This window comes from Paraburkholderia unamae (assembly GCF_003096875.1).
Classification (GTDB): domain Bacteria; phylum Pseudomonadota; class Gammaproteobacteria; order Burkholderiales; family Burkholderiaceae; genus Paraburkholderia; species Paraburkholderia unamae.
Map to the genome: position 1 here is coordinate 294489 of NZ_QEOB01000012.1, position 18377 is coordinate 312865.

The 18377-nt window shown below is 62.3% G+C and carries 14 protein-coding genes; 10 read left to right on the top strand and 4 right to left on the bottom strand.

Features of this window, described 5'->3' with window-relative positions:
- Positions 1-58: 58 nt before the first annotated feature.
- The gene (locus tag C7402_RS25405) at positions 59-865 is read right to left on the bottom strand and encodes an IclR family transcriptional regulator (protein WP_112176847.1); all 807 of its coding nucleotides are present in this window, start codon (positions 863-865) and stop codon (positions 59-61) included.
- Positions 866-1152: 287 nt separating this feature from the next.
- Between C7402_RS25405 and C7402_RS25410 the strand changes: the two genes are divergently transcribed.
- The 5 genes from C7402_RS25410 to C7402_RS25430 all read left to right on the top strand — a co-directional run bounded on the left by C7402_RS25410 (position 1153) and on the right by C7402_RS25430 (position 8056).
- Positions 1153-2454: an MFS transporter gene (locus tag C7402_RS25410; protein WP_165841997.1), complete on the top strand. Its 1302-nt coding sequence runs from the start codon at positions 1153-1155 to the stop codon at positions 2452-2454.
- A gap of 96 nt (positions 2455-2550) precedes the next feature.
- Positions 2551-4602, top strand: a complete 2052-nt coding sequence (locus C7402_RS25415) for a hydantoinase/oxoprolinase family protein (RefSeq protein WP_116612619.1) — start codon at positions 2551-2553, stop codon at positions 4600-4602.
- Positions 4602-6227 (top strand): hydantoinase B/oxoprolinase family protein, encoded by a 1626-nt coding sequence (locus tag C7402_RS25420; protein ID WP_116612620.1) that lies wholly within the window; start codon positions 4602-4604, stop codon positions 6225-6227. The genes C7402_RS25415 and C7402_RS25420 overlap by 1 nt, the downstream gene beginning before the upstream one ends.
- Positions 6228-6377: 150 nt before the next feature.
- On the top strand, positions 6378-6806 hold the full coding sequence (locus C7402_RS25425) for a RidA family protein (protein ID WP_116612621.1): 429 nt from the start codon (positions 6378-6380) through the stop codon (positions 6804-6806).
- A 110-nt stretch (positions 6807-6916) separates the two neighbouring features.
- On the top strand, positions 6917-8056 hold the full coding sequence (locus C7402_RS25430; RefSeq protein ID WP_116612622.1) for a porin: 1140 nt from the start codon (positions 6917-6919) through the stop codon (positions 8054-8056).
- 126 nt (positions 8057-8182) lie between these two features.
- Here the strand turns inward: C7402_RS25430 and C7402_RS25435 are convergent, their stop codons facing one another.
- The 3 genes from C7402_RS25435 to C7402_RS25450 form a co-directional block, all read right to left on the bottom strand.
- Positions 8183-9964, bottom strand: coding sequence for an alpha/beta fold hydrolase (locus tag C7402_RS25435; RefSeq protein ID WP_116612623.1), 1782 nt, complete (start codon positions 9962-9964; stop codon positions 8183-8185).
- A gap of 521 nt (positions 9965-10485) precedes the next feature.
- The gene (locus C7402_RS25440; RefSeq protein WP_116612624.1) at positions 10486-12342 is read right to left on the bottom strand and encodes a clostripain-related cysteine peptidase; all 1857 of its coding nucleotides are present in this window, start codon (positions 12340-12342) and stop codon (positions 10486-10488) included.
- Between the two features lie 625 nt (positions 12343-12967).
- Complete coding sequence (locus C7402_RS25450; RefSeq protein ID WP_308012610.1) at positions 12968-14965, bottom strand: esterase/lipase family protein; 1998 nt, start codon at positions 14963-14965, stop codon at positions 12968-12970.
- Between the two features lie 113 nt (positions 14966-15078).
- On the opposite strand from C7402_RS25450, the gene C7402_RS46395 reads away from it, so the two are divergent.
- The 5 genes from C7402_RS46395 to C7402_RS25480 all read left to right on the top strand — a co-directional run bounded on the left by C7402_RS46395 (position 15079) and on the right by C7402_RS25480 (position 18308).
- On the top strand, positions 15079-15483 hold the full coding sequence (locus C7402_RS46395) for a hypothetical protein (RefSeq protein WP_133254554.1): 405 nt from the start codon (positions 15079-15081) through the stop codon (positions 15481-15483).
- 305 nt (positions 15484-15788) lie between these two features.
- Positions 15789-16127, top strand: a complete 339-nt coding sequence (locus C7402_RS25465; RefSeq protein WP_116612627.1) for a YggL 50S ribosome-binding family protein — start codon at positions 15789-15791, stop codon at positions 16125-16127.
- A 15-nt stretch (positions 16128-16142) separates the two neighbouring features.
- On the top strand, positions 16143-16430 hold the full coding sequence (locus C7402_RS25470) for a hypothetical protein (RefSeq protein ID WP_116612628.1): 288 nt from the start codon (positions 16143-16145) through the stop codon (positions 16428-16430).
- Between the two features lie 308 nt (positions 16431-16738).
- Positions 16739-17026: a helix-turn-helix domain-containing protein gene (locus C7402_RS25475; RefSeq protein ID WP_116612629.1), complete on the top strand. Its 288-nt coding sequence runs from the start codon at positions 16739-16741 to the stop codon at positions 17024-17026.
- On the top strand, positions 17016-18308 hold the full coding sequence (locus tag C7402_RS25480; protein WP_116612630.1) for a HipA domain-containing protein: 1293 nt from the start codon (positions 17016-17018) through the stop codon (positions 18306-18308). Before C7402_RS25475 ends, C7402_RS25480 begins: the two co-directional genes overlap by 11 nt.
- Positions 18309-18377 lie beyond the last annotated feature (69 nt).

Below are 18377 nucleotides of genomic sequence, written 5' to 3' on the forward strand. Positions count from 1 at the left end.
GAACAAACGCCGCCGGGCCCGCACGCTCACGCGCCGGGCCCGGTGAACGGCCAGCCAGCTACGCGCGCCCCGGCGCGGTCAGGCGCCGGTCGAGCGGATTCAGATTCGGTGCGACACGCGCGACTTCTTCCTTCAGGAGTGCCACGCACTTTTCGATGAGCTCCGGGGTGAGCCGCGCGGAGAGGAACGTCAGTCCGAGCGACGCCACGGGCCCCGACTCCACGGCGAAGATCGGCACCGAAATGCCTGCGACGCCCACGAGCAGCTCGCCGCGATCGAGCGCGTAGCCCTGCGCGGCGGTTTCGCCGACGAGCGTGCGCACGCGCGCTTCAGTGAGGCTCGCATAGGTGCCGATGCGCGGCAGGTTGCGCGCGATGATCGCGTCGCGCTCGCCCTCGTCGAGAAACGAGAGCATCGCGAGACTGCCGGTGCCCACGCCTAGCGGCACATAGCCGCCGATCGCGCCGGTGAGCGTTTGCACGAAGCACTCGCCGTCGAGGCGGTCGATACAGACCGAGTCGTCCTGGTCGCGCGCCATCAGCACGACGGTTTCGCCCGTCGCCTCCATGAGCCGTTGCATGGCCGGCAGGAACTGGCTGCGCAGCCCCGGCCCGTTGGCCGCCTTGGCGCCGTACACGAGCATCTTGGTGCCCAGCCGGTAGCGCCGCCCCTTGTCCACCTTGGTCAGCAGGTTGTGGCCGACGAGCGTGGAAAGAATGCGGTGGCAGGTGGCCTTGTTGAGCTCCGTGTGGTCGCAGACGTCCTTGAGCGTGATGCCGGTGTCGCGACTGTTGGCCACCAGGTCGAGGATGAGCACGACCCGATCGATTAGTTGGGCGCCTGGTTTTGCGTTGCTTTCGGTCATGGCGGGTTTCTCAAAGTTCCATAATGTAGAACATAACATATCAAAAACACACAATGTGAGATTTTTCTTGACGTGGTGTTTTTGGCTTTTCATGATGATTTCACGACATCGGGGATGCGGCTGGCCACTGCGCTCTGGAATCGGGGTCTCCATGGGCGTTCGGCAAAGACGTCGGGCGCAGGGGTTGAAAGATCAGCGAGCAGGGGTGCGAGCGTGCGCGGCGCGCGACATCCAGGCGGCGCGATCAGCATGTCGCAATGCATAGCCGTCATCGACAGGAGCTTGCAATGAAGCAGTCGCAGTCGCTTTCACTTGACCACACGGCCCCGGCGCATGCGCCGGAGGCAACGGCGGCGCCGGCCGATCACGCGCATACCACGCGTTATCGCAAGGTCATCGTCGCATCGGCCCTCGGATGGGGCCTCGACGGTTTCGATCACACCATGTTCGCGCTCGCCCTCGGCGCGATCCTCACCTCGTTGCAGCTTTCCATCGGCCTGGGCGGCACGATCTCCACCGCGAGCCTCGTGGCCTCGGCCGTGGGCGGCATGTTCGGCGGTGCGCTCGCGGACCGCTATGGCCGCGTGCGCGTGCTCGTCTGGGTCGTGCTCGGCTTTTCCGTGACGACGGCGCTCACGGCCACGGCGCAGAACGCCACACAACTGGTGGTCTGGCGCACGCTCGAAGGCCTGTGCTTCGGCGCCGAGTGGCCCGTGGGCGTGGCCTTGCTTTCCGAATACGCGAAGGCGGAAAGCCGCGGCCGCCTGATGGCGTTCATGCAGAGCGCGTACTCGATCGGCTGGGCCGCCTCGACCATCGCCTATTACTTCGTGTTCTCGTTCGCGCCCGCTCACGACGCGTGGCGCTGGCTGTTCGTGCTCGGTCTGCTGCCCGCCATCGCCATTTTCATCATCCGGCGCGGCATGCGTGACCGCGTGGCAACGGGCGAGCACAAACCGCTCAATCCGTTCCAGGGCATCGCACGGCTCTTTCACCGCGATCTGCGCCGCACCACGCTGTCGTCCACGCTGTTCCTGGTCGGCGCGCACGGCAACTACTACGCGATCGTCTCGTTCCTGCCGCTTTATCTCGCCACCGAGCGCGGGCTGCATGTGGCGGGCACGACCACCTTCATGCTCGTGCAGATCGTGGGCGGCTTCATCGGCTACAACTCGAGCGGCTGGTTCCACGACCGCTTCGGCCGCCGCCCCACGCAAACGGGCGCGTTCGCGTTCGCCATTGCGAGCATTGTCGCGTTCCTCTACACGCCGGTGCAGTCGCTCGCGCTCGGTTACGTGCTGGTGTTTCTCGTCGGCATGAGCATTTCCTCTGTGGCGGGCGGGCTCGGCGCGATTCTCTCCGAGCAGTTCCCGACGCGCATTCGCGGCGCGGGCGTGGGCTTCACCTACAACGTCGGGCGCGGCATCGCGGCGTTCGGGCCGATGCTGATCGGCTTCATGGCGAGCCGCTACGGGCTGGGCTGGTCGATGATGGTCGTCGGCATCTGTCTCGCGCTGCTGTCGACGGCTGCGCTCTGGACGCTGCCCGAAACGCGCGGCAAGCAAATCATTCACAGCGGCGAAGTGTGAGCGCCGCGCGCGAGGCCCATTCGAGTGCCCTCGCGCGAACCATCAGGCACGTGTCGATTCGTCGACGGTAATTCAACTTTGGAGCAAGGACTGACCATGAGCTGGCGCATAGGTGTGGACTCGGGAGGCACTTTCACCGATATCTGCCTCTTCAACGACGAAACTGGGCAGCTGGAAATCTGGAAGGTGCCGTCCACTCCGGACGATCCTTCGCGCGGCATCATCGAAGCCGTGCAGCAGGGGCTCGAGCGCGTGGGTGCACGGGCGGGCGAGGTGTCGTTCCTCGGGCACGGCACGACGGTCGCGACCAATGCGCTCATCGAACTGAAGGGCGTGAAGACGGGTCTCGTGGTCACGGACGGCTTTCGCGACCTGCTCGAAATCGGGCGCCAGAAGCGACCGAGCCTTTACGACATGAATGCCGAAAAGCCCGACGTGCTCGTTTCGCGCGACCTGCGGCTCGAAGTGGTCGAGCGGCTCGACAGCACGGGCCGCGTGGAAGTTGCGCTGCGCGAGGACGACGTGCGCGCCGCGGCACAGCGCCTGAAGGACGCGGGCGTGGGCGCCGTCGCCATCTGCTATCTGTACAGCTTCCTCAACGCGGAGCACGAGGCGCGCACGCGCGCACTGCTTGCCGAACTGCTGCCGGGCGTGTTCCTCAGCACGTCGAGCGACGTCGCGCCTGAGTTCCGCGAATTCGAGCGCTTGTCGACGACGGTGGTAAACGGCTTTCTCGGCCCGGTCATGTATCGCTATGTCGAGCGGCTCAAGCACCGGCTCGTCGAGATCGGTCTGCGCGTCGCGCCGTGTCTCACGCAGTCGAACGGCGGCGTGATCGGCTTCGACGCCGCGGCGACGCTGCCCGTGCGCACGCTGCTCTCGGGCCCGAGCACGGGCGTGGTCGCCGCGCAGGCCATCGGCAGGCAGGCGGGTTTTCCCAACGTCATCACCTTCGACGTGGGCGGCACGAGCAGCGACGTCGCGCTGTTGCAGGACGGCATTTGCAAGCTCACGAGTTCGGCGGAGGTGCATGGCTATCCGATCAAGGCGCCGATGTTCGACATCCACACGGTGGGCGCGGGCGGCGGCTCGATCGCGGGCATCGACAGCGGCGGCCTGCTCAAGGTCGGCCCGCGCAGCGCGGGCGCCGATCCGGGTCCGGTCTGCTATGGCCGCGGCAACACCGAGCCGACCGTGACCGACGCCAACATCGTGTTGCAAACGCTTAACCCGAAGGAGATTCTGGGCGGGCGCATGAAGGTGCATCGCGATCTCGCGTGCGAGGCGATCGGCAAGATCGCCGAACGCCTCGGCATGGAGGCGATGGACACGGCGCAGGGCATCATTTCCGTGCTGACGGCGAACATGGCGAAAGCGATTCGCGTGATCAGCGTGCAGCGCGGCCACGACCCGCGCGACTATGCGTTGATGGCGTTCGGCGGCGCGGGTCCACTTCACGCGGCGCGGCTCGCGAAGGAACTGGACATGTCGCACGTGATCGTGCCGCGCACGCCTGGCACGCTCTGCGCGCTCGGCTTGCTGCTCACCGACCTGCGTTCGGATTTCGCCCTCACGCGACTGCTGCCCCTCGCTGAAGACGCGCTCGGCGCGTTGCGCGACGGCTACGGTGAATTGCAGGCGAAGGCGAAACGGTGGTTCGACGGCGAGAACATTGCCGCGCCCGCGCGCCAGCTCACGCGCACGATCGACCTGCGTTATGTTGGTCAGAACTACGAATTATCGGTGCAACTGCCCGAGGGCGATATCACTGCGGACACCCTCGACGCGCTGCGCGCGGCGTTCGAGCAGGCGCATCGTCAGCGTTACGGCTTCGTCGCCGAAGGCGAGGCCGTGCAGATCGTGGCGATGCGCGTCGAAGCCCTCGGCCGCGTCGCGAAGAACGAATTCCAGCCGCAACCCGACATGGGGCCCGACGCGTCCGCCGCTCGCGGCGGCGCGCGCGAAGTGTGGCTGCCCGAGGCGGGCGGTTTCGTGGAAACGCCCGTGTACGAGCGCTCGCTGCTGCGCGCGGGGAACGTGATCGATGGCCCGGCCATCGTCGAGCAGATGGACACGACGACGGTCGTGCTGCCTGGCATGAAGGCCAGCGTGGACCCTTACCTCAACCTCATTCTGGAGTTCGTGTGATGCAGATCACCGTCGACCCCATCACCGTGGAAGTCATCGGCAGCGCGTTGACGTCGATTGTCGAGGAAATGGGCGAAGCGCTTGTGCGCGCCAGCTACTCGACCAACATCAAGGAGCGCCGCGACTGCTCGACGGCCATCTTCGACCGGAACGGCCAGGCGCTGTGCCAGGCCGAGCACATTCCGATGCACCTCGGCAGCTTCATCGGCGTGATTCCGCACATTCTCAAGCGCAACGCCGTGGAGGACATTCGCCCCGGCGACATCTTCATCGCCAACGACGCGTATGAAGGTGGCGCGACGCACTTGCCCGACATCGTGATCGCCGAGCCGATTTTCTTCGACGGCAAGATCGTGAGCTGGGCCGTCAACACGGCGCACCACGCCGACTTCGCCGACCGCGGCCACGCGCATATCTATCAGGAAGGGCTGCGCATTCCGCCGATTCGCCTCTACCGCGAAGGCGTGCTGCAAAAGGACGTGCAGGAGTTGATCCTGCTGAACTGCCAGGTGCCGCACGAGCGTATTTCCGATTTGCGCGCGCAATGTTCGGCGAACCGGCTGTGCGTGGAGCGCATGGAAGCGCTCTACCGCAAGTACGGTGCGCAGCAGGTGGTCGCAACCGGCGACGCGTTACAGGACTATGCAGAGCGCAAGATGCGTGCGGGCATCGCGCGTATTCCTGATGGACGCTATCGCTTCACCGATCGTTACGACGGCGTGCAGTTCGACGGCGAGATGACGCTGGGCGTGGAAATCGAAGTGAGGGGCGACGAGATGCGCCTGCACTTCGAGTCGCCCGCGCAGGTGCGTGCCGGCATGAACGTCACTTACACGGGCCTGCTCGCGACGGTCTACTACGCAGTCAAATCGATCGTCGATCCGAGCATCTTGCCGAACGCCGGTCTTGCGCGCCCGATTACGGTGGCGGCGCAGAAGGGCACGCTGCTCAACTGCACGCACCCGGCGGCGGTGGACGGACGCATCGGCGCGTGTCAGCGCGTGGTGGACGTGATCAACGGCGCGCTCGCGCAAGCCGTGCCCGAGCGCGTGCCGGCAGCGGGCAACGGCGCCTGCACGGTCGCGAGCTTCACGGGCACGCGTGACGACGGCAGCCTCTGGGTGTATCTGGAGACGATTGGCGGCGGTAGCGGCGCGCGCCCACATGCCGATGGCCTGAGCGGTGTGCACGTTTCGATGACGAACACCTCGAACCTTCCGGTCGAAGCGCTCGAACTCGAATATCCGCTCACGCTGCTGCGCTACGAGCTTGTGGGGGACTCGGGTGGCGCCGGCGAATTCCGCGGTGGCATGGGACTGCGGCGCGTCTATCGCATCGACCGCGATTGCGTGGTGTATCTCGAAGGTTCGCGCCTCATGTCGTCGCCGTGGGGGCTGCATGGCGGCGAAGAGGGCGGGCGAGGCCGCTTCGATTTCGGCGAACCGGGTGCATCGCTCAAAGGCTCGGTCGCGCTCAAGCGCGGGCAAACGCTCGATATCGTGACGCCCGGTGCCGGCGGGTACGGCGATCCCGTGAAGCGACCGCATGACCAGGTGCAAGCGGACCTCGCACAAGGTCGCATCTCGCCGGAAACGGCGCAGCGAGTGTATCGCTACAGCGTGTAAGTGTGTTCTGTTGGGTCGTGCGGCGTTCGACGTCGCACGACGCATCGTCTTACCCCGATTCAAATGATTTGGTCAATATTTAGTATGCCAAATCAACTGATTTGATTATGGCGTTTCTTTGGCGCCACCCACTTCAAGAGGCAGATTCAAATGGCAACTCCGCAAGTCGAAAAACTCAAATCCGGCAGCGTGTTCGAAGACAAATACAGCTATTCGCGCGCCGTGGTCGTGGACAACTGGATTCTTGTCGCCAATACGGCGGGACGTAACTATCAGACGCGCGAAATCTCGAACGATGCCGCGGAGCAGACCCGCCAGTGCCTCGCCAACGTGGAAGGCGCGCTCAAGGCCGTGGGGGCGGGTTTCGCCGATGTGGTGCGGTCGCACGTGTTTATTCCGCGTCTCGAAGACAAGGACGCCGTGATGCACGTGATCGCCGAGGCGTTTCGCGGCGTCGACCCTGCGAGCACGATCACGGCGACGCCACTGGCGGGTCCGGAGTATCTCGTCGAGATCGAGGTGACGGCGTATCGCGGCGCGGGCGCGGCGCAGGTGGAGCGCATGCGCGTGACGCTCTGACGAAGCGTGCGTCACAGAAAAAATAAAGCGGAGGCCACGCGGTCAATGTGCTTCGCATGACGAAGCCACTCCGGGAAATGTCGCAACAATTCAGGGCTTGGGGAAATTCGATGAAAAAGGTCATGATGATGGTCGTGTGCGGCGTGGCGGCGGGCGCCACGCACGCGCAAAGTTCGGTGACGCTCTACGGGGTCGTCGATGAAGGGCTGCAATACACGAACAACCAGGGCGGTCACGCCTCGTATGCGATGTCGCAAGGCGGGCTTGGAAGCAGCAAGTGGGGCCTGACGGGCACTGAAGATCTGGGTGCGGGCCTGCGTGCGTTCTTCAAGCTCGAAAACGGCTTCAATCCGGGCAACGGTGCGCTTGGCAACAACGGCGCGCTATTCGGGCGCTCGGCGTATGTGGGGCTCGGCAGCGACCGCTATGGGCAGATTCGCCTCGGTCGCCAGTACGACCTGCTGTTCGAAAGCCTTGTGCCGCTTTCGGCGGCGGGCAAGTTCGCGGGCGGCCTCGGCGCACATGCGGGCGACGTGGACAACGTGTGGGGCGACTTCAACCTCAATAACGCAGTGAAGTATCTCTCGCCCACGCTCTCCGGATTGCAGTTCGGTGCGGCTTACGCGTTCGGCAATGTTGCCGGGTCGATGGGACGCAACCAGACGGTCAACTTCTCGCTTACGTATGCGAACGGGCCGCTCGCCCTGGCCGCCGCCTACCTCAAGGTCAACAATCCCGCCACGGCCGTCTGGAGCGCGACCGCTACGCCCGTGGAAGGCGCATCGTGGACGAATCCGCTCACCACGCCGATCTATCGCGGCTATGCGAGCGCGTCTTCGTTGCAGATCGCGGGAGGCGGTGCGAAGTATCAACTTGGCGCGTCGAACCTGGGCTTGCTCTACACGAATGTGCAGTTCCACGATGCCGTTGTCACGTCGACAACGCCGCTCGGTGGCAATGCGCATTTCAATACGCTCGAGGGCAACTACACGTTCAACGTGACGCCGGCTTTCCTCCTCGGTGCGGCCTACAGCTACACATGGGCTAACGACGCGCATTACGGTCAGCTCAATCTCGGATCGACGTATCTGCTGTCGAAACGCACGCTGCTATACGTGAGCGGCGTGTGGCAGCACGCGAGCGGCACGAATTCGGTGGGCACGGAGGCGATGGCGGCGAACAATAACATCACGGCTTCGACTACGCCCAATCAGGTCGTCGTGCGCGTGGGTATGCGTCACAGCTTTTAGGCATGGGGTGAGGCTGATCCGGAATGCCGGGTCAGCCTCAGGACGGTATTGGCAAGTTGAAGTTGGCGCGGGGTAGTGTGGCACTGGCGGTACGGCCGCAATACCCGGCCTTCCGGCGGCGAACCCCTACCTGATCATGTCGCGCAGCTGGCGCTGCAAATCCTGCGCCTGGGCCGGATCGGTAAAGAGATCGGCCGGCTGCGTCAGCCGCCTGGCGGCGATATTGGCCTGTATTGCGGAGGCGGTGCCCGGCTCAGGCAAACCCGCGCCCGCGCAGACCGCGTCGCCAGACGGCAAGCTGCCTTGCAGCAGATAGTTCGCCACATAGTCGTCCATGCACGCATCGTTGGTGAACAGCGCGCCGTGGGTATAGCTGGTTTCCTGCAATACGAACTTCGAATGCTTCAGGATGGCCGCTGTTTCGCGCGCACCGGCCAAAGGCGTCTTGGCGTCGAACTCGGGTTGCAGCAGCAATAAGGGCAGCGCCGCCGCGCGCGCGAAGGTCGGCGGATTCCGGGGGGCGAACGACCAGTACAGACAATGCTGGACGCTGCCGACGACTCCCCCTCCAAACAGCGAGGACTGTGCCAGCGCGTTGCCAAGACTCGTCCAATATGGCTGGTCCCGATGCAGCGGCGCGGCATCGTTGCAGATGACCGACCTGCTCGTGGCCTGGCTGGCGTCTAGCGCGATGGCTTGTGTCTGACCGGCAAGGAAATCGCGGTAGTACGTAGCCGCGTTAATTGCGACCTGATGCGCGGCGACTTCCTGATCCGCCGCCGCAGCGGGCAGGAATTGCATCGTGTCAAGGGCAGCATAAAGATCATCCGGGGAGATCGCGGGGTTCCCCTGCAAGATGGCACCGACCGCCTTGCTCACCACCAGATGAACGATGACGCCGTTGACATCATCCTGGTTGCCCAACAAGTCGTACAAGCCCCCGGCAAGCCAACTCGTCAGCCAGGCCGGACCGCTACGGGCGATCTGCCGGATGCCGTCCACGTCCGAACCCAGACCGAAATAGCTGTCATGGGCGGCGGCATAGGGTGCGATGATGTCGTCCAGTAGATACTGCATGGACGGAGCCTGACCGAGAAAAGCATCCGGCAGCGGCAGGCCGATATCCATCAGGCTATCGAGGATCATATGGCCAGTGCGATCGGCGAACAGGTCGGCATAATAGGCACCCAACCGCGTCCCATACGAGGCCCCGTAATAATTGAGCTTGTCGTACCCCAGCGCGGCGCGAATGACATCCATGTCCCGCGCCGTGTATTCGGTATTGATCGTCGGGGTCAGCGGATTGCCGCCGCAGGCGGCGGCCACCGCGCGGTCGTAGGCGATCTGCGAGTTGATGCCCTCTGCGGAACGGTCAGTGTCGTTGACCGCCGGCAGCGACGTCGTCGAGCTACAGGTGAGCGTAGTGCTGACGCCCACTCCGCGTGGATCGAAGCCGATCAGGTCGTAGGAATCAGACAAGCGCAGAAGCTTCGCGCCGACCGGATTGGCCGGGTTGGCCAGGAGCCACAGGCGACTCAGGGCCAACGGCATGTGCAGCCCGCTTACGCCCGGTCCGCCCGGATTGGTCCACAGCGCACCCAGCCGGTTTTCCTGCGTGCCCGCCGCCACCTTCAGAACGCCGATGCTGACGCTGCCTTTGGAGACGTCGCTGTAGTCGAGTGGCACCCTCACCATGGCGCACTGGGTTCTGCCGGACAACACCGGCCGAAGATCCGGCGTGACGTTGGCGAACGTGCCGGTACTACAGTCGCTCCAGGCCACGGTCTGCTGGTAGAAAGGCTCCAGCGCCGCATCACGGGAGTTGTCCGATCCGCCGCAGGCGGACAGGCCGAGAGTCACGAGCAAGGACGCGGCGGCGCCGGCGCGCTTCAGGATTTTTTTGTTCATGTTGATCACCAGCTAAATTGCAGCCCGGCTCATTTGTTCCGTGAACCACAATCAACCCGGTTGGTTGCAGTGGGTTGCCGGATCCCTCTTGCGGGCCATTGAGCCGCGCTTGTCAAAATAGACAGATGCCCGGCCGCTGTCATTCGCACCGGGGCCGCGGCCTGGCGAGCAAGCGACCCGCCGGTTCCGCTGCCGAAGGTTTTTGGGCTCGATTGCCGAATGTTTTCTAGTTCGCCGTACGACTGCGCGCTTGCCGCTCCAGTCACACTCAGGAAAAGGAAGTTGCGCCAATCAATAAAATTCGACTCATTATAAAATCAGGCATCCTTATTTAATAATGTAATCATCCACCTTGGATGAAAGTCGAATCCTTCAATCCATCAACATATCTTTCCACCCGGCTTCCATCGCAACGCTTCAGCCAGAGCTTGCTGGTGTACATAACCGTCGCACACGTTTACGGGATCACGATAATGCAACGGGGCGAAGCATGCGCCGCGTTGCATGTCCCGCATGTCGGCTCACTGGGTACGCGGATAAATATCCGTGACGTTGACGTTCCAGGTCGAATCTGTCGCCATCAATGCCTGACTCAGATTCGCCGCCACTGGCGTCGACGCGAGATCGAAATCCTCCATGCTGAATTCAGGCGTAGCGGGGAGGAAACCTGTCAGCTTCGCTGTCTTGATGTCGTAGTCTGCGGCAAGGACACGTACCTTGTCGCCCGGTTCAGGTAACGGCAAGATTCGGGGCACACGATCAGCGAGCGACGACGTCGTGCCGAACGCGACCCACACTGGTGTACCTTGCGGACCGATATATTCTTGATACATGAGATAAGTCAGCTCCCCATTCAGCTCAACTGGAACCACCCAGTATTGGTCGCCATCGTCGTCAGCACCAACATAGCCAAGAATCACCGGATAGCCGTTGAGCGTGAGCCAGTTACCCGACAACGGTGCAGTCAAGGAGATTGAGGCCCTGAAATTTTTGGCATTCTGGTAAATGGGCATACTGCCTACCAGCGTCGCCTGGCCGTCCGCTCCCACATTCGAGAAAAGCAGGTTGTCGACCAGGACGATCCCCGCATCGCTGCGGACATCGGCCGCGATCGCTCCTCGCGTGACAACGGCGTTGATGTAGCTGATATGCGGCCTGGCTTCGATCGCGGCAATATATTTGCTCGTGAAATCCCGGTATCCAGCTGAAAAACCGATGGTCTGATACTGAGCGGATCCCGATTGGCTCGCGAGAGATCGCGACGGAAAATAGACAGACAGCCCGGATGAACCGCTGTAATCCGCCGTGGTGTTGTTATACACCACAGCCTGGCTGATCGCGTTAGCCAGCGCAACAGACCCCTGAGCGGTATCGGCAATGCTTCGTGAAAACTGCTTCAGATCGACCAGATCAAGGTCGCGGCTGCTGTCAGCGGCATTGCCTGTTCCGCCGAATCCCAGCGAGGTCGCCCGCTTCCAGACGACATTGACCCAGCTGTCATCCGAAGAGGCAACCCTCGACAACACGGATCCTGACCACGACTCAAGGGCGGTCTGTACGCCTGGCATCTTGCTCAGGTCGATCAACGACAGTGTTCCGAATTCGCTGTCCTCGTCCTGTTTTTCGATGTACGAATCGGCAACCGACTTGCCGAACGTGCGGGCATCCTGCGCCGCAGAGGCCACGACCGAAGTCCAGTTCCAGCCGGCCCCAGGTTCCAGCTCCTGTGATGCGAGCAGATAGCTGGAATACGGGCTCAGCGCGCTCGCAACTTCGACAGTCGCCATCAGGCACGCGTCAAAACCGATCAGATCGAAGTGAATATTCGCTGCCCGGGTGCCGTCCGAGATCGCTTTTGACAAATCCGGCAACGTCATTGACGAGTCCGCCCCGGACGCACTCCGGAAATTCTCGTCGCCGCCAAAACCGGACCAGCCGCCCCCGTGGTCCCACAACAGCAACTTGTAGTTGCCCGCTGGATAGTGCTGTTTCGCCCATACGATAAAATCCGACAAGGTTGAGGGCGCACCCATATCGACCTTGCCAAGATCGGCGACCTGCTGAATCTTGCCGTTGGCGAGTACGTGGCGTTTGACATTGACCCAGTCCGGAACCGGTCGGGAACTGTCGTCTACGACATTGGCGCCACCGGTTTCGATCACGATATTGGTACTGGCTGGCAGCGTCGCCTTCAGCATCTCGTTGATGTTCGCGGTACCGCTTTCCCAGTTGCTCTCGAGGTTGGAGCCGACCATGTAGACCATCACGGTAGTGGCCGCCTGCGGCTGAGGCGTTGGCGATGTCGTGTTGTCTCCCCCGCACGACGCCAGAAATATGACGAGTGCCAGCACCGTCACTTTAAGCGAATAAGATTTCATGATCTGCACTCTATTTTTATAGTAAAACGAGAACGTTTATTTAGAGCTAGCGTGTGATAGGTCTGCCCTGATTTCCCCGCCTTGGCTATCTGGAGTCGCAACCGGGCGAAGCGACTCCGGGTGCCTGCCAATGCATCAATCGGGGCACAGGAACATGGGACCAGGCAGCTATCGAGCAGGCATTGACCGATGCGTCTCTCCAGACGGGAATGCCCACACCCCCAAACTTCAGAGGAATTATGCAAAGCGAAGACGAGTCGCCATATCACTGAAACCAGGTATTTTGTGACCGCCCGCTTCAAGAACCCTTTGTGGGCAGCGATTAGCTGTGGGCAGACAGTCGGCCGGATCCAACAGGCGATGTATCGTTGCCGCGAGCGGGTTGAGCCGTTGTTCCTCCTGACAACGGGCGATGTCGTGCCCCCTGCCTGAGTTGGCGGGCGCACCGAGATTGCAGTCCGTAAGACCGACCCGGATTCATGTGGGTATCCGCCAGTATTGGCGCGCCCTCGACAACCTCGAAGCATGTACGCGCAGCGTGCCGCATTCGCGCGGGTGGAGTGAGTTCCTTCGCGATAGCGGCGGCGCGGGCTTCCGGCATGAAAGCGATAGCCGGCATGCCAATTCAATTGGCGCCAAGACGTGCACATGCACCGTGGCTATCGAAGACCTCGATATCGTCGTGCAGAATGCGCCGGATTTCAAAGATCGCCTCAGGTGTTTCCTGAACGCTATGCCCCGAGACGATCACCTTTTCCGAGAGCGCGCCGTCGAGATGCGCACTGCGATAGGGGACGACTCCGTCATCGGAATCTTCGAGCGGGCCCGTCTCACGGCGCCGCGCAATAATCGAGTGAAAGCACACACTCTGGCTGATCGGCAGCCGTGAAATCGACTGGATGATCGGATCGGTTTCCCGCAACTGCTCAATGCTGTTGGGAATCGCGATGGTCTTTCCTGCCCGCTGGGTGCTATCCGCGTTGGTCGCGCTTTGCAGCATGTCGTCGATCTCCTTCAGCAGCGCAAGCGGCAAGCGCACCAGATTCGCGACCCAGCGAGACAGCCTGTTGCTCGCGAACGGCGTGCCGCGGTGTGGCGTGGCGATAAAGATCGCGCGCTCGATCTGTGGCATCGGCGTAAAGCGGAGCAGACGATTGAGCCGTTCATCCTCGCGAACGAGGTCGACCCCTTCGGGCAGGTATTGGTTCTGGATGGTGACCCACAGAACATCGTCGGAAGACGAAACGAGCAGCCGCGCGAGCACACCGCCCATGCTGTGGCCGATCAGCACCATGCCGTTCGAAGCGGGCAGCACGCCTGCGGGGTCGAAATGCGCGAGCGTGAGTTGCACCGCCTGCCGTATTCTCGCGAGGTTCACGAGTATGGGCACGTTGGTCGGGTAGTAGACCTGCCAGACCTGGAAATGATCGCGAAGTATTTCGTCACCCTGAATATCGTTGGCGACGTTGACCCATGCCTCGGGACTGCTGGCCAGTCCATGCAGCATCAGCACGATGCGCCGGTCGGGATTGAACGGTTGCATCATGTAAATGCGTGGGCGATCGATGCCCCTCGTGCGGCCGAGCATCGAAAGCAAGGACTGTCTGGCAAAGCCGGAGCGGGCAAGCCAGATGCCGTAGCCTGCACTGAAGTTGGCCGCGAGCGGCACGGTCTGGCCATTCAGCTCGACGTCTTCCACCCGATACGGATCGTAGGCGGAGAAGACCACGTCGTGCGAAGCGAGCACCTGTTCGAGCGTGCCGCCGCCAAACGACAGCAGCGCCGTGACATTTGGCGAGGGCATTTCGTTGAACGGACGCGAGCCCGGTGCGAACCAGAGCGTGGCGCCCGCGTTCGAATCAGGATTGCCTTCGGCGGTTGGCTCGCTGTTTGCCGCGCTGTTTGGTGTGCTGCTGGCCGGGTTGGGCGCGGCGGCCTGGGTGACCGCAACCAGTTCCGCGCCCAGGCCGTCACGGCGATAGGTATTGTGCAGTCCCGCGAACGACAGCCTCGAAGCCGGAATGACTTCGCTGAGTTCGCGTACGCCCTCGGGCAGCCGGACTTCTCTCAGGTCAATATGAACGGTCCACGCCGCGATGAACTGATTTTCCGGATCGCGATTGCCATGGTTCGTTGCAGACGTGCTGCGCAGAAACAGCGCGCCGGCAAGTTCCTGGACCGCATAGTTGTAGTAGTCGCGAATCTGCGTCTGGCGATCCTTGAATGCCCGTTCGCCTGCCGTGCGTTGACCGAGGAATAAAAACGCATACGCGTAGCGCGCTGTCTTTAGCCACGAATCGAATTGAGCGTCGCTCCAGGGGGTGCCCGCAGGCGGCGTTTGTGCAAGCGCCATCTGGAGCGATAACTCGGCAAGGCTGGCGAGGCGCTGATCGGTATTGAGTCCGCGGACGGTTGCAATCGTGTCGATACACGCTTGCGGCGCGCTTTGGCACGAACCTTCGTTCAGTGCCGCAACCCGCAGCGTGGCCTGCGTCGCCGCGCTCAAGTGGCCGGTCGAGAGAATATCGCCCCGGCGCATGGCAAAGTACTGCTGCGGGCCGAGCGAGTTCACGCGCACCATCGCGCAGCCGGATAGCAGCGCGACAATGAGAACGGCCAGCACTAGCGCCGATATATTGGCCAACCGATGAGCCGGCCGAGGGCAACGCGGCATGCGTGGTGAGTAAGGGCGCGTCATGAAGGATCCAGGCCATTCGCGCGCGCGAGGACAAGCGTGTGACGAAACGGGGGGCGATGCAGCGCGGCGGCGAGCAAAGCGATATATACCAGCCTGATCTGGATCGCGTTCGTACGGTGATCCGCGGCATGCAGGTGCGCGCTCTTAGGCCGACTGGCGGCACCAGGATCCACAGACTCCAGTCACCATCGATCCGCAGGGGAGAGAACCTGGCCAACCTGAATCTGATTGAAAGCGAGCTGAATGGCGTGCATGGAGTCGCGGCACAGGCACGCCCGTGTGACGTGCTCGTGCGCGGTTGTGGATGGCTGAAAAGCGACCTGAAGCTGCCTGACGAAGTGCGACATCTGAGCGACCGCAATGGCCGAAAATCCATCCGACGCGATCCCGGCACGGCGGTCGTTCCACGTAAGCGCCAGTTCTCGGCGCATGATCCCGGTTAGCAGGACGGGCGGCGCACCGGCTTGCCTCCTGCCGTTCCGGTTGCCTGCCGCGGTGGGGGCTGCCACATCCGGCATTTTTCCGGGCAAGCGAGGCGCTACGCGGGTTACAGTGGAAAGGCGCTTCGTGTTTTCGTGGCATGCGCCAAGGCGGATTTCGCGGACTGCCTGATCGAGCGTTCCGGGTATGTGGCTGAGTGCGAGTCCACGGCAACTCTCGACGTGGCGGCCTCGAAAGTTGCAGGGAGGCAGTTGATCAAGTCATCACGGCACAGGCCGATAAACTGGAAATTTGGAGCCACACATTCATGGCTAAACAACATAATCGTCGCCAACGTAAGAAGCTCCATCTCGGGGAGTTTCAGGAACTGGGATTCGCCGTGTCCGCCGTGCTGCGCGAGGGCGTTTCCGAAGCCGACGCCGAGCGTGTTTGCGATGCGTTCATCGCTGACTGTATCGAGGACGCGCAATTGACCTATGGTGGAGCGATCGGGGACAAGCTTGATGGATTTGTCGTTCCCTTTGCCAATCTCGCATCGGCAACGGAGTCGCATCGAGCCGTTGTACGCGATTGGCTTGAAGCGAGGGCCGAACTGACGTCTGTCGAGGTTGGGCCGCTCGTTGACGCCTGGTATGGGCATGACTAAGAAAACTGGACGACCATGGATTTACCTCAACAACTGGATCTCGCGTGCTTGCTTGAGACGTACTGGCCGCTCGTGGTGGCAGCACATCCCGCAGGCTTGCCCATGAAATTCATCGCTGAATCTGCACCAAAGGTGGCGGTTCTGCAAAGCATCGGGGTATTGGACATGTTTTTAAAGGTCGATGATGATTTCAATAAAGTCGTGTCTGAAGTGGCGAACGGACGTGGCGTCGATTCGTTAACCCGTGACGATTTTCGAATCATCGCTTCTCTCTATGCGGGCTGGTATCGCGCCGGGAAGTGAATGCACGGAAAACCAGCAGCGATAGCGACATTGTGCGGATTCTCCGCTGCACGTAAGGCGCGATCGGTGCGCTCAGGGGCCCTTTATTTCCCCGATTGAAATCGACGCTGGGGACTTGCTTGGTACCCAAATGGATACCAGCCGCCCTTGGCCAGTGATCTTGACTGAGTTTCGTTCCCGATCGGATACGAATAGATCGAAGCACGCCGATTGACTTGGCTTTCGTACCCGATCGGAACTTTTCCCGGGGGCGTCAGCCGCCTTTCTGCTATGATGTACCCGATCGGGTACGAGCAAAAGGGCCCACTGTGGATCAATCGGATTTCCCCATATCGGACGTTGCGGCGCTTGGCAACATTGTTCGCGCGGCCCGCATCGCGCAGGGGCTCACGCGTGATGACCTGGTCAACGTCACGGGGCTGTCGCCCAAATTCATTACGCATGTGGAGTCTGGAAAGCCGACAGCCCAGATAGGCAAGGTTTTCGTTCTGCTCTCCGAACTGGGCATCACGCTCCGTGCGCAGACATCGATCGCCATTTCGGCCAGGACAGCGGAGCAGGCCCGCCGCAGGCGCAGGAGCCCGAATGCCGAATAGGGCGCTCGTAGCGTGGGCCAATGGCGAACGCATGGGGGTCGTCGCAGACAACGACGACATCTGGTCGTTCACGTACGACCCACAATGGCTCGCTTCCAGAAGCGCCTTTGCGCTGTCGCCGGCGTTCCCGCTGCGGCAGGAGCCCTTTATCGACGGCTCAAGCAATCGTCCTGTGCAATGGTTCTTCGATAACCTGCTTCCCGAGGAGGGCATGCGCCAGGCGCTCGCACGCGAGGCGAAAATCGATGCGAGTGATGCCTGGGGCCTCCTCGGTTACTACGGCCGGGAATCGGCCGGCGCGCTCACGCTGCTCGCGCCCGACGAAAAAGAGCCTCCTGGCGCACTGCGGCCGCTGTCTTTTGCCGATCTCGAGGCGCGGATTCTCGCGATGCCGCAACGGCCTCTGACCGCTGACGCGCCCAAACGCATGTCGGCGGCAGGCGCACAGCCCAAGCTCCTCGTGACGATGCGTGGCGAGCCGCCCGAATGCGAGCTCTTTGAGCCCGAAGGCAGTGAGCCCTCGATGCAACTGCTCAAGCCGGACTCACGTGCGGCAGGCTATCCCCACTCTGCGATAAACGAGTTCTTCTGTATGCGACTTGCGCGGGCAGTGGCACTGCCCGTACCCGCGACGCACTTCGCACGTGTGCCGACACCGTGCTACATCGTCGACCGATTTGACCGGGATACGACGGCGCAGCCAGCGCGCCGACTGCACGTCATTGATGCAGCGCAGTTGCTGAACGTCTCGAAGGACTACAAATACGACGGCGCCAACGCACAGCGGCTGCGAGAGGCGATAGACAGAACCAGTACCCGGGCAAATACCCGACTGGAGATTTTCCGGTGGGCTGTCTTCAACGTGCTTGTCGGTAACGGCGACGCGCACCTGAAGAATCTTTCGTTTTTCGTGACGCCGCTCGGCTACAGGCTGGCACCGTTCTACGACATCGTCAGCACGGCCGTGTACCACACAAAAACATATCAGCCGGAGCGCGCGGACCAGTGGCCGAACTGTGAATTGACCATGCAGGTGGGCGACGCCAGGCATTTTGCTGACGTCTCAAGACAGAACATGTTGAAGCTGGCGGACGAACTCGGGCTCCCGGGAAGGGGCGCCGAACGCCTCCTCGACGGGATGCTGGACGTGTTCCGTGCGCGCGTGGATGAGACATTCAACGCGGTCGTGAACATGGCGACGCCGGACGCGGGTGAGATGCGCCTGCTGAACTCGGTCCGCGCAATGCCGATTGCTGAGATGTCTCGGGCACTCACTCGCTGAGGCTACGGGCAGCTTGAGATCAACGAGAACGCGGGTGCGTTCACGACGAGTACGGCAGTACGGGAACTG

What these genes read in the sequence shown, in the direction of transcription:
- C7402_RS25405 (WP_112176847.1), bottom strand. Translation starts at nt 865, where the DNA reads ATGACCGAAAGCAACGCAAAACCAGGCGCCCAACTAATCGATCGGGTC.
- C7402_RS25410 (WP_165841997.1), top strand. Translation starts at nt 1,153, where the DNA reads ATGAAGCAGTCGCAGTCGCTTTCACTTGACCACACGGCCCCGGCGCAT.
- C7402_RS25415 (WP_116612619.1), top strand. Translation starts at nt 2,551, where the DNA reads ATGAGCTGGCGCATAGGTGTGGACTCGGGAGGCACTTTCACCGATATC.
- C7402_RS25420 (WP_116612620.1), top strand. Translation starts at nt 4,602, where the DNA reads ATGCAGATCACCGTCGACCCCATCACCGTGGAAGTCATCGGCAGCGCG.
- C7402_RS25425 (WP_116612621.1), top strand. Translation starts at nt 6,378, where the DNA reads ATGGCAACTCCGCAAGTCGAAAAACTCAAATCCGGCAGCGTGTTCGAA.
- C7402_RS25430 (WP_116612622.1), top strand. Translation starts at nt 6,917, where the DNA reads ATGAAAAAGGTCATGATGATGGTCGTGTGCGGCGTGGCGGCGGGCGCC.
- C7402_RS25435 (WP_116612623.1), bottom strand. Translation starts at nt 9,964, where the DNA reads ATGAACAAAAAAATCCTGAAGCGCGCCGGCGCCGCCGCGTCCTTGCTC.
- C7402_RS25440 (WP_116612624.1), bottom strand. Translation starts at nt 12,342, where the DNA reads ATGAAATCTTATTCGCTTAAAGTGACGGTGCTGGCACTCGTCATATTT.
- C7402_RS25465 (WP_116612627.1), top strand. Translation starts at nt 15,789, where the DNA reads ATGGCTAAACAACATAATCGTCGCCAACGTAAGAAGCTCCATCTCGGG.
- C7402_RS25470 (WP_116612628.1), top strand. Translation starts at nt 16,143, where the DNA reads ATGGATTTACCTCAACAACTGGATCTCGCGTGCTTGCTTGAGACGTAC.
- C7402_RS25480 (WP_116612630.1), top strand. Translation starts at nt 17,016, where the DNA reads ATGCCGAATAGGGCGCTCGTAGCGTGGGCCAATGGCGAACGCATGGGG.